Here is a 13,013-nt window from a genome sequence, read left to right as displayed (position 1 = left end):
AACGATAGAAATCGCCAAGAAGTTCAAGCTGATAAGGACTAAAGGTCATGTCACTCTTTTTCATCTTTTATTCATTTTAGTTGATACTTATAGTAGTCAACCAAATCCAGGGTAAGACAAATAGTTGTAAAACAAGCAATTATAGGATTGTTTGCATGATAATGAATGGTAAAATATATGCGCCTTAAAGTACTTCTAAAAGGAGAAATGTATAGGTCTGAAATTAAATAATGGAAGTTGGAAAGCAGAATGAGAGATAAACAAAAGAAGGTGAGAGACAGGTTAGAATAGAGTAATTTCAGTGAGGGAATGATGAGAGATACCTCTGTAAAAAGTATCTCTCATCCTATAATATATTAATTATTTGATGATTATGTAAAAGTAGTGAGACCGTGAGACTAAAATATATTTTTTCTTTTCTAGTAGAGGGAGAGGAGATGGGAATGAAACTTATGATCAGAAACTTGTTTACATAGAATGTTTACAGTACTTTTGTGCAAAATATATATTGCCCTACAACGCAAGCAGGACAAACAGCGAAAGAAAAAATGAGAATAACACAAGTGAGAGACGATGGCAAAGTAAATACGATGCGTACGTTGAAGATTGAACAGCTCGTAGAGCAGATGAAAAAGGAAACTAAAGCACAACTGGTCTCTAATATGAGAGAAGTCCTGCCTTATATACTTCCCGGTGATAAAAATGATTATATAGAGAGGGTCCCGAAGATACTTCCGGCGGCAGCTTTTGTCAGAAAAAACGGGGTGATGGCGATGGCCGAATATAATGGAATCGTTATGCTTCAGGTCAACGGGTTATCCGGACGTATGGAAGCTGATGAGGTGAAGGAGTGTGTGAAGGAACTGCCTCAGACGTATCTTGCTTTTATCGGTTCTTCAGGAAAGTCTGTAAAGATATGGGTTCGTTTTACGTATCCCGACAATCGTCTGCCTGATAATCGCGAACAGGCGGAAGTCTTTCATGCGCATGCTTATCGTCTGGCTGTGAAATATTACCAGCCCCAACTCCCGTTTGATATCGAATTAAGAGAGCCTTCGCTGGAACAGTATTGCCGATTAACTTTCGACCCGGAGCTGTATTTTAATCCCGAAGCCATGCCTGTTTATCTGAAACAGCCAGCATCTTTGCCGGGGGAAACCACCTATCGAGAGCAGGTACAGGCGCAGGCTTCTCCTTTACAGCGGCTTGTTCCCGGATATGATAGTTACGAAGCACTTTCTGTTCTTTTTGAAGCAGCATTTGCCCGAGCATTTGCCGAGCAAAAAGGATACCGCCCAGGCGATGATATACATTCATTGCTTGTTTGTCTGGCTGAGCAGTGTTTTCGTGCCGGTATTCCACAGGAAGACACCGTGCGATGGGCACGTGCTCATTATCGTTTACCGAAAGATGAATTCCTGATTCGCGAGACGGTGAAGAACGTGTATGGTACGTGCGAGGGTTTTGCCGATAAAAGTAGTTTGCTGCCGGAGCAATTGTTTGTCATGCAGACAGATGAGTTTATGAAACGCCGCTATGAATTTCGTTTCAATATGCTGACTTCGAGCGTGGAATACCGTGAGCGGAACAGTTTCAACTTTTATTTTCGCCCCATAGACAAACGGGTGATGGCAAGTATTACGATGAATGCGATGTATGAGGGCATCAAACTTTGGGATAAGGATGTGGTCCGATATCTGAATTCCGATCATGTTCCCGTTTATCACCCTGTCGAGGAATTTCTTTATGATCTTCCCCATTGGGACGGTAAAGACCACATCCGTGACCTGGCTGAAAGAGTTCCTTGTGATAATCCTCATTGGGGACAACTTTTTCGTCGTTGGTTTCTCAGTACAGTGGCGCACTGGCGTGGAGTTGACAAAAATCATGCGAACAGTACTTCACCTATTTTAATCGGTCCGCAGGCTTATCGTAAGTCCACCTTTTGCCGTCTGATTCTGCCTCCTTGTTTGCAGGCGTATTATACGGACAGCATTGACTTTAGCCGTAAAAGGGACGCCGAGTTGTATCTGAATCGTTTTCTTCTCATCAATATGGATGAGTTTGATCATATAGGTGTCAATCAGCAATCATTCCTTAAACATATTTTGCAAAAACCGGTTGTTAATACCCGTCGCCCGAATACGTCAGCTGTAGAATCACTTCGGCGGTATGCTTCTTTTATCGGGACGAGTAATCATAAAGACTTACTGACAGACACTTCCGGTAGTCGCCGTTTTATCGGCGTCGAAGTGACGGGAGTGATTGATGTGGTGCGTCCCATTGATTATGAGCAGCTTTATGCACAAGCAATGACGGCGCTTTATAAAAATGAACGGTATTGGTTTGATGAAGAAGAGGAAGCTATTATGACGGAGTCTAATCAGGAGTTTGAGCAATCTCCTGCGATCGAGCAATTGTTTCAGGTATATTATCGGGCGGCAGGCGACGAAGAGGCAGGAGAATGGTTGCTTGCTGCGGATTTGCTACAACGAATACAGAAGGCTAGTAAGATGAAGTTTTCACCTCGGCAAGTATCTTATTTGGGGCGTATTCTGCAAAAGTTGGGAGTGAAATCGTACCGGAGATCTCATGGGGTTTATTATCATGTGGTGCCCATATCTTTTGATAATGAGTAGTGTTGGAGTGAAATAGACGAATAAATGGTCAAGAAGGTGGCTATTATATAATTCGTATTAATTATTAAAAGAAACCTTCAACTGTTAGACAGTTTTATTGTATCTTTGCAGCCTTAACTTATTTTATTTCAAATAATGAAGGAATTTTTGCAACTGATGCGACGTTTTGTGTCGCCATATAAGAAGTATATCGGATGGGCTATTTTGCTGAATATCTTGTCAGCTGTATTCAATGTGTTTTCATTTACTTTGTTAATTCCGATTCTGGACATTTTGTTTAAAACAGGAGAGAATAATAAGGTATATGAGTATATGGAATGGGGAACTGCCGGTTTTAAAGATGTTGCGATAAATAATTTCTATTATTATGTTTCCCAAATGATTCAGGATAATGGTCCTACTACTGCTTTGATTTTTTTGGGACTGTTTTTGGCTTTGATGACTTTATTTAAAACGTCCTGTTATTTTGCATCTTCAGCTGTGATGATTCCATTACGTACAGGAGTTGTCAGGGATATCCGTATCATGGTATATGCGAAGGTAATGCGTTTGCCGATGGGCTTTTTCTCAGAGGAGAGAAAAGGAGATATTATAGCTCGTATGAGTGGTGATGTGGGAGAGGTGGAAAACTCTATTACCAGCTCATTGGACATGCTGATAAAGAGCCCTATCATGATTATATTGTATTTTATAACATTGATTGCTACCAGCTGGAAGTTAACTCTTTTCACCGTTTTGGTATTACCGGCTATGGGCTGGCTGATGGGTAAGGTCGGAAGAAAACTAAAGCGTCAATCACTGGAGGCACAAGGTAAGTGGAGTGATACAATGTCTCAGTTGGAAGAAACATTGGGTGGTTTGCGTATTATCAAAGCGTTTATTGCAGAGGACAGAATGATAAATCGTTTTACGAGGTGCAGTAATGAGCTTCGTGATGCAGTCAACAAAGTTGCTATGCGGCAAGCTTTGGCTCATCCGATGAGTGAGTTCTTGGGAACAATTCTGATTGTATCTGTATTATGGTTTGGTGGTGCTTTGATTTTAGGGCATAATTCGTCATTGACTGCACCGACGTTTATATTTTATATGGTTATTTTGTATAGCGTGATAAATCCGTTGAAAGACTTTGCCAAGGCTGGTTACAATATCCCCAAGGGGCTTGCTTCTATGGAACGCGTGGACAAAATATTGAAGGCTGAGAATAATATTAAAGAAATTCCTAATCCGAAACCATTGACTGGAATGAATGATCGGATTGAGTTTAAAGATATAAGCTTTAGCTATGATGGTAAAAGAGAAGTGCTGAAACATGTGAACTTAACAGTGCCAAAGGGAAAGACAGTTGCTTTGGTAGGACAGTCAGGCTCAGGAAAATCGACGCTCGTAGATTTATTGCCACGTTATCATGATGTGCAAGGAGGAGATATTACCATCGATGGTACAAGTATTAAAGATGTACGTATTGCCGATTTGCGCAGTTTGATTGGCAATGTAAATCAAGAAGCCATTCTTTTTAATGATACATTTTTCAATAATATTGCTTTTGGCGTAGAAAATGCAACTATGGAACAAGTCATAGAGGCTGCTAAGATTGCCAATGCCCATGATTTTATTATGGAAAAGCCGGAAGGATATAATACAAATATCGGTGACCGTGGCGGCAAACTTTCCGGTGGACAGAGACAGCGTGTCAGCATCGCCCGTGCTATTCTGAAGAATCCTCCCATCCTGATTTTGGATGAGGCTACTTCTGCACTGGATACTGAATCGGAACGTTTGGTACAGGAAGCATTGGAAAGATTGATGAAGACGCGTACCACAATTGCAATTGCTCACCGTCTTTCTACTATCAAAAATGCGGATGAGATTTGTGTGCTCTATGAAGGGGAAATCGTAGAGCGTGGACGTCATGAAGAATTATTGGAATTAGATGGTTATTATAAAAGACTAAACGATATGCAAGCATTATAGGCTGTGGTTGCATATTTGCAGCAACTCACAGCAACAAACGTAAACTAGACTAATATTGGAATGATTTTATTAAGTTTTGACATTGAGGAATTTGATGTGCCCAAAGAACATCAGGTGGACATATCAATGGAAGAGCAAATTAAAGTTTCTGTAGAGGGGACTACCCGAATTTTGGATTGCTTGGAACGGAATCAGGTAAAAGCGACCTTTTTCTGTACGGCAAATTTTGCTCTTCATGCTCCTGATATAATAAAGCGCATTCAGGAGGGAGGTCACGAGATTGCTTCTCATGGTTTCTATCATTGGACCTTTAAAGTGGAAGATCTGAAAAGGTCGAAAGATCAGTTGGAGGAAATCACCGGAACCAAAGTTTATGGCTATCGGCAGGCACGCATGATGCCTGTGTCGGAAAAAGCTGTATATGAGGCGGGGTATATATATAATTCTTCCTTGAATCCGACATTTATCCCAGGAAGATATATGCGGCTTTCTACTCCCCGTACTCCTTTTATAAAAGACCGTGTGATGCAAATGCCGGCATCAGTTACTCCTTTGCTGCGTTTCCCTTTATTTTGGCTTTCATGTCATAATTTGCCCGCTTCACTTTATCGTTGGTTGTGTAAATGCACTCATCGGCATGATGGATATTTTGTGACATACTTTCATCCGTGGGAATTTTATCCGTTAAATGAACATCCGGAATGGAAACTGCCATTTATTATAAGGAATCATGCAGGAGAAGGAATGGAAAAAAGGCTGGATGCTTTCATTCGATATTTTAGGAAAAAGAATGTTAGTTTTGGTCGTTTTATAGATTATATAAAACTAAACAAGGATATAATAAAATGAAAAATATAATAAGATTTATACTAAGGTTAGTGCAAAATCCTATTGTATTAGCAATTTTGTGGTTTGGGGTGGCTATCAGGGGATTTTGGGTAAGCTGGACAGAAGGACTTGCAAATAACTACTTGATATTTTCCCGTTCATTTTTTCATGCTTTGGAGCAAACGCCTTTATATGTAGAATATCCTAAAGAATATTTTGATTTATTTCTATATGGCATTCCTTTTACTTTATTGATTGCTCCTTTTTCAATCATGCCAACAATGGTGGGTTCTGCTTTGTGGAGTTTGTGTAATGCTCTTTTATTGTACTTTGCTATAAAGAAGTTAGAATTTGAAAAATGGAAAACTGCCATTATCATTTGGTTGTCATATAATGGCTTATATTTATCTGTTGTGACTCAGCAGTATAATGCAGCAGTAGCCGCTTTCATTCTTTTTACTTTTATTCTTGTCGAGAGAAAAAAAGATTTTTGGGCTGCATTGATGATTGTTTTAGGCACATTAACCAAAATTTATGGGGTTGTGGGGTTGGCTTTTTTCCTTTTCTCTAAAAGAAAATTATATTTTCTGTGGGGAATTCTATTTTGGGCATTCGTTCTATTTGTAGTTCCAATGTTTTATACTTCTCCACAATATGTATTTGATTCTTATAAAGAATGGATTAGTATTCTTGTAGTTAAGGATGATGTTAATGAGTTGAGCTTTTATCAGAATATCTCTTTATTAGGAATGGTTCGAAAGATTACTCATGCTGTTGAATATAGTGATATGTGGCTGATAATTCCTGGAATTGTTTTATTCTTATTACCTTATTTTCGTATTGGACAATACGAGAATAGAAATTTTCGGCTTTCGTTTTTGGCATCAGTTCTGTTATTTATGGTCTTGTTTAGTACGGGAACGGAAGAATGTGGATATGTGGGAGCTCTAATTGGTGTGGGTATATGGTATGTAAGTACGCCAACGTATAAAAAATCGTTTGTGCTGAATACATGCTTATTGCTATTCTGTTTTGCGTTGACGGCAGCGTCTTCAAGCAGTATTCTTTTTTCAAAACATTTCAGGACTGAATACATTACTTCATTTGCACTTAAAGCTCTCCCATGTGCTATTATTTGGTTTAAAATCATCTGGGAACAATTAACTCAGGACTATACATCAAGAACCCCAACTCCTTTTCTACATAAAAAAGATGATAAACGGATTGATGTCATATTGCCCTGTTATAATCCTCATGAAGGATGGGAGCAGCAACTGATTGAAAAACATAAAGAGTTGGAAGGGATGCTGAACGGGTACAATATTCGCTTTATCGTAGTAAATGATGGTTCCAAACACGGATTTACGGAAGAAGCTGTACTTCGTTTGACAAATAACTTACCCAACACTATCATTGTAGACAATAAGATAAATCAAGGGAAAGGAGCTGCTGTTCGTGATGGTATAGCACATTCTGATTCAGAGCTGGCTCTCTATACAGATTATGATTTTCCATATAAGATTGAGTCTGTTTGTCAGGTGATTAAATATCTTGAGGCAGGGTATGATGTAGTTGTAGCAAATCGTAATCATACGTATTATTCACAACTTTCTACCCGTAGAAAGTTGGCGAGTCATGCTTCACGTTTCTTGAACTTTATGCTGTTAGGGCTGACCCACACAGATACGCAGGGGGGATTAAAGGGGTTTAACTGTAAGGGAAAAGCTTTTCTTGCGTCCACTCGTATTAAACAGTTCTTATTTGATACGGAGTTTATATATAAGGCTTCTCTTGATGATACCACCTTCGTCAAAGAAGTTCCTGTAGACTTAAGAAGTGAGGTGATGTTGCCTGATATGAAAAAGGGGGTATTTGTAAATGAACTAAAAAACTTATTGATGATATGTTGGAGAGGTTGAAAGGATATGTGCAGAATCCCGTCTTTCTATTCATCTTGTGGATGGGAGTAGGATTAGCTTGCAGTTTATCATTGATGATGAAGGGGACATATAGCAATTATGTTATATTTAGCCAGTCTTTTTGGCATGCGATATCTTCTTCTCCTTTATATGTAGAATATCTTCAGGAACAGAAGGATTTCTTTCTGTATGGTATTTCTTTCACTGCGTTGATTTCTCCTTTTGCGGTTCTTCCCAGACCGTTGGGGATGATCCTTTGGTGCCTGGTGAATTGTGGTTTCCTTTATTATGCTATCAGCAAGTTAGATTTGAAAAAGTGGCAATTTGCTGTTGTTATATTAGTTTCTGTAAATGACGTTTTTACAGCTGTTTTGTCTCAGCAATATAGCATAGGTATTACCGCTATGATTATATTCTCGTATGTGCTGATCGAGAAAGAAAAGGATTTTTGGGCTGCTTTGATGATTGTGTTAGGGACTATGACCAAACTTTATGGGATAGTCGGACTGGCTTTCTTTTTATTCTCGAAACACAAAATGAAACTCACCGGCGGATTAGTCTTTTGGGCAGTGATCGTTTTTCTGCTTCCCATGCTCTATGCTTCTCCGGAATATGTCGTTCATTCGTATAAAGAATGGTTCGATGTGCTTGTCTATAAGAATGGGCTGAATCAGTTTAGCGTCAATCAAAACATATCTTTGCTGGGTATGTTACATCGGATAACGGGAGCCTCCTTCAGTGATTTATGGATAATCGTTCCCGGAATGATTTTGTTTGCCCTTCCTTATTTACGCATCCGGCAATACGGAAATGAATCTTTCAGATTCTTGTTTCTATCCTCTGCACTTTTGTTTATGGTGCTATTTAGCACCGGCACTGAAACCTATGGCTATCTGACTGCTATGATTGCTGTTGGAATCTGGTATGTAAAGACACCTACACAGGCCACTACACCGGGGTTAAACTTGTTTCTACTTATATTCTGTATTCTACTGACTTCTTTGTCTACTACCGATCTTTTCCCAAGATTCATAAGGATGGATTATGTGAAGCCTTATGCTTTAAAGGCTTTGCCTTGCACCTTGATATGGCTGAAAATAGTGTGGGAACAACTGACTCAGGACTTCGTGCGTCCATCTGACTGAATGAAAATGAAACATCTGAACTATAAAACTAAAACTACTTACTAATGGAAATTGTAAAATCAGTATTTCAATCGAAGAGTAAACGCTACCAGTTTATTCGTTATTGCACGGTGGGAACGTTGGCCGCCGGAATACATTATGGGGTTTATTATCTGTTGCAGGAATACGAAATGACCAACTTGAATATTGCCTACACGATAGGCTATGTGACGAGTTTTATCTGTAATTTCTTTCTGACTTCTTATTTCACGTTCCGTAGCAACCCTTCTTTGAAAAGGGCTTTGGGATTTGGAGGCAGCCATTTGGTGAACTATCTGATACATATGGGATTGTTCAATTTGTTCCTGTATCTGAATGTAGATCAGGAGATAGCTCCCTTGTGTGTGCTCGCTGTGGCTGTTCCCACTAATTTTCTGATGCTCCGCTTTGTGTTTAAACATAAGAAGGAACAGGCTGCTGATCAAGTCGCAGAATAGACTTTCCGGCTATTATTTTCTGCCGAAATCTGCCGGAATCTCTCCCCACGCCTTGGTTTCCCATTTAAGAATACGGGTAGTGTAAGTGTTCTCTCTGAGCCACTTCTCTGCCCGTTCTATTACTTTAAACAGTTCTTCAGTTTCCTCATTTCGCGGAAGTTTGGTTTTGCATTTTTTCTGTCGCACCCAGCTGATGGCATTCACGCTGTCGCTATAAATGGGCATATCAAATCCTTTCTGTTTCAGCAATGCCAGTCCGTGCACGATGGCCAGAAACTCTCCAATATTGTTTGTACCTTTCATCGGGCCGAAATGAAAAATTTCCTGGCGGCTTGCCACGTGTACCCCCCGATACTCCATCGGGCCGGGATTGCCACTGCACGCAGCATCGACTGCCAGACTATTGTCAATGACGGAAGCAGGCAGTGTATCGGAACCGGTTCGGGCAGCTTCCGTTTTTTTCTTCGCATTTTTGCCGATGTAGGCGTAAGGTGACGAGGCCAGTGCACGTTCCGCCTCTTCACGGGTGTCGAACGATTTGTACTTTGCACCTTCATACCCCTTGATCTGGAGCTGGCAATCCGTCCAGGAAGCATATACTCCCGGCGTCACTCCTTCCCATACTACGTAGAACTTTTCTTTAGCCATTTTCTGATAATGAATGATTATGTCAACAGCATTGACGGTGCGAAGGTACAAATATATTCCGGAATCGAACAAGTTGGCAGAGAAGCTTGTTCTAATTTATAAGGAGTTTAAGAAAATAAAATTAAGAAAGGAGCTATTATGGAAAGAACTTTTAGTGAAGCTTTGAAGAATCGTCGGACTTATTATTCGATTACCGACCAGTCACCTATTCCGGATCAGGAGATAGAATGCATTATCAATCTGGCAGTGAGACACGTGCCGTCGGCATTCAATTCTCAATCTACCCGTGTGGTGCTTCTTCTTGGCAAGTCTCATAAAAAGTTATGGAACATTGTAAGAGATGCGTTGAGGAAGATTGTGCCGGGAGAAGCGTTTGCGAAAACCGAAGAAAAGATTGACAATTCCTTTGCCTGTGGATATGGTACGGTGCTGTTCTTTGAAGATCAGAAGGTGGTGAAGGGGCTTCAGGAAGCTTTCCCGTCTTATCAGGAGAATTTCCCCGGATGGTCATTACAAACCTCGGCGATGCATCAGCTGGCTGTTTGGGTGATGCTTGAAGATGTGGGCTTCGGTGCTTCCCTGCAACATTATAATCCATTGATTGATGATGAGGTGCGTCGGGCATGGAATTTGCCTGCACATTGGCATCTGATTGCGGAAATGCCGTTCGGAGTGCCTGTCAATCAGCCGGGAGAAAAAGAGTTCCAGCCACTGGAAGAACGGATAAAAGTTTTTAAATAATAGAGAATCATTCTTCATTATTCATTAAATGATTAATTTTGTGAGCAAAATTAATCATTTATGGTTCGTATCTTCCTTACCGGCTATATGGGTGCCGGAAAAACTACTTTGGGCAAGGCTTTTGCCCGCAAACTGAATATCCCGTTCATTGATCTGGACTGGTATATCGAAGAACGTTTTCATAAAACTGTCGGAGAACTATTCACGGAACGGGGTGAAGCCGGATTTCGTGAGTTGGAAAGAAATATGCTTCATGAGGTAGCTGAGTTTGAGAACGTCGTTATCTCTACAGGCGGGGGGGCACCCTGCTTTTATGACAATATGGAGTTTATGAACCGGACGGGAAAAACCGTTTTCCTGAATGTGCATCCCGATGTGCTGTTCAGACGCTTGCGTATTGCCAAGCAGCAACGTCCCATTCTTCAGGGAAAGGAAGATGAGGAATTAATGGATTTCATCATTCAGGCACTCGAAAAGCGCGCACCTTTTTATACGCAGGCGCAATATATCTTTAATGCGGACGAACTGGAAGACCGCTGGCAGATTGAATCATCTGTGCAACGTCTGCAGGAACTGCTGGAATTATAAATTAAGACCGGTTATATAAACCAATTGGAAGAAATAATATCCAATTAATTGGCAACCTGTAGATAAATCTGTATTTTTGCCATCCAATTATTTACTAAAAACACTGAATAACAGAAAATGAGAAAGTGGCGTATTGAAGATTCTGAAGAACTCTACAACATTACGGGTTGGGGTACTTCGTACTTTAGTATTAATGACGCAGGTCATGTTGTTGTTACACCGCGGAGAGATGGAGTGACCGTCGACCTGAAGGAACTGGTTGACGAGTTGCAATTGCGGGATGTGGCATCTCCCATGCTGTTGCGTTTCCCGGATATTCTGGACAACCGTATTGAAAAGATGTCTTCCTGTTTTAAACAGGCTGCCGAAGAGTACGGTTATAAAGCCGAGAATTTTATCATCTATCCCATTAAGGTCAACCAGATGCGTCCTGTGGTAGAAGAGATTATCAGCCACGGAAAGAAATTCAATCTCGGACTGGAAGCCGGTTCCAAACCGGAACTTCATGCGGTGATTGCCGTCAATACGGATTCTGACTCATTGATTGTTTGCAACGGCTATAAAGACGAAAGTTATATAGAACTGGCGCTCCTTGCCCAAAAGATGGGCAAACGTATCTTCCTCGTAGTAGAGAAGATGAATGAATTGAAACTGATAGCCAAAATGGCGAAACAGTTGAATGTACAGCCCAATATCGGTATTCGTATAAAACTGGCTTCTTCCGGCAGTGGAAAATGGGAAGAATCGGGTGGCGATGCCAGCAAGTTCGGTCTGACTTCCAGCGAACTGCTCGAAGCGCTTGACTTTATGGAAAGCAAGGGATTGAAAGATTGCCTGAAACTGATTCATTTCCATATTGGCAGCCAGGTGACGAAGATTCGTCGCATTAAGACGGCTTTGCGCGAAGCTTCTCAATTTTACGTGCAGCTTCACTCTATGGGATTCAATGTGGAGTTTGTGGACATCGGCGGCGGACTGGGCGTTGATTATGATGGAACCCGTTCTTCCAATAGTGAAGGTAGTGTAAACTATTCCATTCAGGAATATGTGAATGACTCCATTTCTACATTGGTAGATGTCAGCGATAAAAACGGCATTCCGCATCCGAATATCATTACCGAGAGCGGCCGGGCATTGACGGCTCATCACTCTGTCTTGATCTTCGAGGTGCTCGAAACAGCTACTCTTCCGGAATGGGATGATGAAGAGGAAATCGCTCCGGATGCACATGAGCTTGTGCAGGAACTGTACAGTATCTGGGATTCGTTGAACCAGAATAAGATGCTGGAAGCATGGCATGATGCACAACAGATTCGGGAAGAAGCGCTCGACCTGTTCAGTCATGGTATTGTGGATTTGAAGACCCGTGCTCAGATCGAACGTTTGTATTGGTCCATTACACGGGAAATTAATCAGATCGCCGGAGGCTTGAAACACGCGCCGGATGAATTCCGGGGATTGTCCAAGTTGCTGGCGGATAAATATTTTTGTAATTTCTCATTGTTCCAGTCCTTGCCCGACTCTTGGGCGATTGATCAGATATTTCCGATTATGCCTATTCAGCGGTTGGATGAGAAGCCGGAACGTTCGGCTACCCTGCAGGATATCACCTGTGATTCGGACGGAAAGATTGCAAACTTCATTTCTACCCGGAATGTGGCTCATTATCTGCCTGTGCATAGTCTGAAGAAAACAGAACCTTACTATCTGGCTGTTTTCCTGGTCGGAGCTTATCAGGAGATTTTGGGAGATATGCATAATCTGTTTGGAGATACGAATGCTGTTCACGTTTCTGTGAATGAAAAGGGATATAATATCGAACAGATTATTGATGGTGAAACAGTAGCGGAAGTGTTGGATTACGTACAATATAATCCTAAAAAACTGGTACGTACCCTTGAAACATGGGTGACCAAGTCTGTAAAAGAAGGAAAGATATCATTGGAAGAGGGTAAAGAGTTTCTGTCCAATTATCGTTCGGGACTTTACGGATATACTTACTTAGAATAACCGGCAAGGTGCCGGAGCCGAGTTCTCCATTCGGCAAACTTATTAGAA

The 13,013-nt window shown here is 41.1% G+C and carries 10 protein-coding genes; 9 read left to right on the top strand and 1 reads right to left on the bottom strand.

What is annotated here, in order from left to right; genetic code table 11:
• Positions 1–548: 548 nt before the first annotated feature.
• The 6 genes from NBH01_RS24560 (at position 549) to NBH01_RS24535 (ending at position 8,978) form a co-directional block, all read left to right on the top strand.
• Entirely contained in the window at positions 549–2,639 is a 2,091-nt protein-coding gene (locus NBH01_RS24560) for a virulence-associated E family protein (protein ID WP_250700340.1), read from the top strand.
• Between the two features lie 135 nt (positions 2,640–2,774).
• Positions 2,775–4,610 (top strand): ABC transporter ATP-binding protein, encoded by a 1,836-nt coding sequence (locus NBH01_RS24555; RefSeq protein ID WP_008763650.1) that lies wholly within the window; start codon positions 2,775–2,777, stop codon positions 4,608–4,610.
• A gap of 60 nt (positions 4,611–4,670) precedes the next feature.
• Complete coding sequence (locus tag NBH01_RS24550; RefSeq protein WP_118417915.1) at positions 4,671–5,459, top strand: polysaccharide deacetylase family protein; 789 nt, start codon at positions 4,671–4,673, stop codon at positions 5,457–5,459.
• Complete coding sequence (locus NBH01_RS24545) at positions 5,456–7,357, top strand: glycosyltransferase 87 family protein (protein WP_074857727.1); 1,902 nt, start codon at positions 5,456–5,458, stop codon at positions 7,355–7,357. The genes NBH01_RS24550 and NBH01_RS24545 overlap by 4 nt, the downstream gene beginning before the upstream one ends.
• Positions 7,342–8,502: a glycosyltransferase family 87 protein gene (locus tag NBH01_RS24540; protein WP_225693829.1), complete on the top strand. Its 1,161-nt coding sequence runs from the start codon at positions 7,342–7,344 to the stop codon at positions 8,500–8,502. Before NBH01_RS24545 ends, NBH01_RS24540 begins: the two co-directional genes overlap by 16 nt.
• Before the next feature lie 44 nt (positions 8,503–8,546).
• The gene (locus tag NBH01_RS24535) at positions 8,547–8,978 is read left to right on the top strand and encodes a GtrA family protein (protein WP_048698591.1); all 432 of its coding nucleotides are present in this window, start codon (positions 8,547–8,549) and stop codon (positions 8,976–8,978) included.
• A gap of 12 nt (positions 8,979–8,990) precedes the next feature.
• On the opposite strand, the gene NBH01_RS24530 is transcribed toward NBH01_RS24535, so the two are convergent.
• Positions 8,991–9,626 carry a ribonuclease H1 domain-containing protein gene (locus NBH01_RS24530; protein WP_048698614.1) on the bottom strand — a complete coding sequence of 212 codons (636 nt, stop codon included), beginning with the start codon at positions 9,624–9,626 and terminating at the stop codon, positions 8,991–8,993.
• Between the two features lie 138 nt (positions 9,627–9,764).
• On the opposite strand from NBH01_RS24530, the gene NBH01_RS24525 reads away from it, so the two are divergent.
• The 3 genes from NBH01_RS24525 to speA all read left to right on the top strand — a co-directional run bounded on the left by NBH01_RS24525 (position 9,765) and on the right by speA (position 12,965).
• Positions 9,765–10,367, top strand: coding sequence for a nitroreductase family protein (locus NBH01_RS24525; protein WP_048698593.1), 603 nt, complete (start codon positions 9,765–9,767; stop codon positions 10,365–10,367).
• Positions 10,368–10,427: 60 nt separating this feature from the next.
• Positions 10,428–10,955 carry a shikimate kinase gene (locus tag NBH01_RS24520; RefSeq protein WP_048698595.1) on the top strand — a complete coding sequence of 176 codons (528 nt, stop codon included), beginning with the start codon at positions 10,428–10,430 and terminating at the stop codon, positions 10,953–10,955.
• A gap of 117 nt (positions 10,956–11,072) precedes the next feature.
• Positions 11,073–12,965: a biosynthetic arginine decarboxylase gene (gene speA, locus NBH01_RS24515; RefSeq protein ID WP_008767598.1), complete on the top strand. Its 1,893-nt coding sequence runs from the start codon at positions 11,073–11,075 to the stop codon at positions 12,963–12,965.
• The last annotated feature ends 48 nt before the right edge of the window (positions 12,966–13,013 follow it).

Origin of the sequence: Bacteroides sp. B1-V-101, from assembly GCF_023656585.1 — a bacterium.
Taxonomy (GTDB): Bacteria; Bacteroidota; Bacteroidia; order Bacteroidales; family Bacteroidaceae; genus Bacteroides; species Bacteroides thetaiotaomicron.
Note: the sequence above shows the minus strand (reverse complement) of the source record. Positions and strands in the feature narration are given on the sequence as shown.